Genomic DNA, 823 nt, shown 5'->3' on the forward strand with positions numbered 1-823 from the left:
TAATGGGTTGGTGAGGAACAGCGTTAAGCTGTTATCTCGACCTTGTTATAAGCGTTTTAATAATCAAAGAACATTCTTTTTTTATTAAATATCCGAATAAAAATATCATCCAAGCGTTCGCTTTTTAGTTCTATGCCTAATTGTTGCCATAAGGAAATTTTTCCTAATGTGTACCATATTGCTGAAAAATCTTGACAACCAATAGGCTGATATGCAAACGGCTCACCGTTTCGTTGATAGGCATTTTCCATCCTATTTGCATTTGTTAAGTCCTGTTCGATTATCTCATATAAAATAGAATAATTCGTATCTTTTAACGCATAAAATTCCCTATCTGCTTCAAACCTAACATTGAGAGTTGTTATAGCAGGAATGGTAGTGATATTACACATCTTGACTATAAGACGAAAGTAGGTTACAGCATACAAGGTAAGGTCACATTTCAATAGATTATCTACATTCCAATAGGATGCTTTCTGTAACCAACGGGTTATAGACACATTATTATTGGCTAATGTTTGTTTTGTGGCAAACAGAAAGAAAAATGCTTTTAAGACATTTATCATATCCAGCCCATTTAATCTTCGCCTATGGTTGTAGTTTTTACATAAGGCAGACACATAATTATATGTATCTTTTTGTAATGCCACTAAGGGCTTGCCTAAGCAGAAGTCTATTTCTAATAGTTTCCGCTTTGTTTCTAAAATTGTATATGTTTTATCATTAACTATTCTTTCTTTGAACGAAGTCAATATATAGGAAGAAGAATAGAAAAAGCGAATATGTTCTTTGTTATCTGTCATTGTAAAAATTGCTTATAATG

General features: G+C 32.3%; 1 protein-coding gene. It reads right to left on the reverse strand.

Annotated features, from left to right (window positions below; all coding sequences use genetic code 11):
* Positions 1 to 56: 56 nt before the first annotated feature.
* A complete protein-coding gene (locus H6A61_RS15290; RefSeq protein ID WP_204394764.1) occupies positions 57 to 803 on the reverse strand; it encodes a hypothetical protein in 747 nt (248 codons plus the stop codon).
* Positions 804 to 823 lie beyond the last annotated feature (20 nt).

The sequence above is a fragment of the Bacteroides caecigallinarum genome (assembly GCF_016901995.1).
GTDB lineage: Bacteria > Bacteroidota > Bacteroidia > Bacteroidales > Bacteroidaceae > Phocaeicola > Phocaeicola cellulolyticus.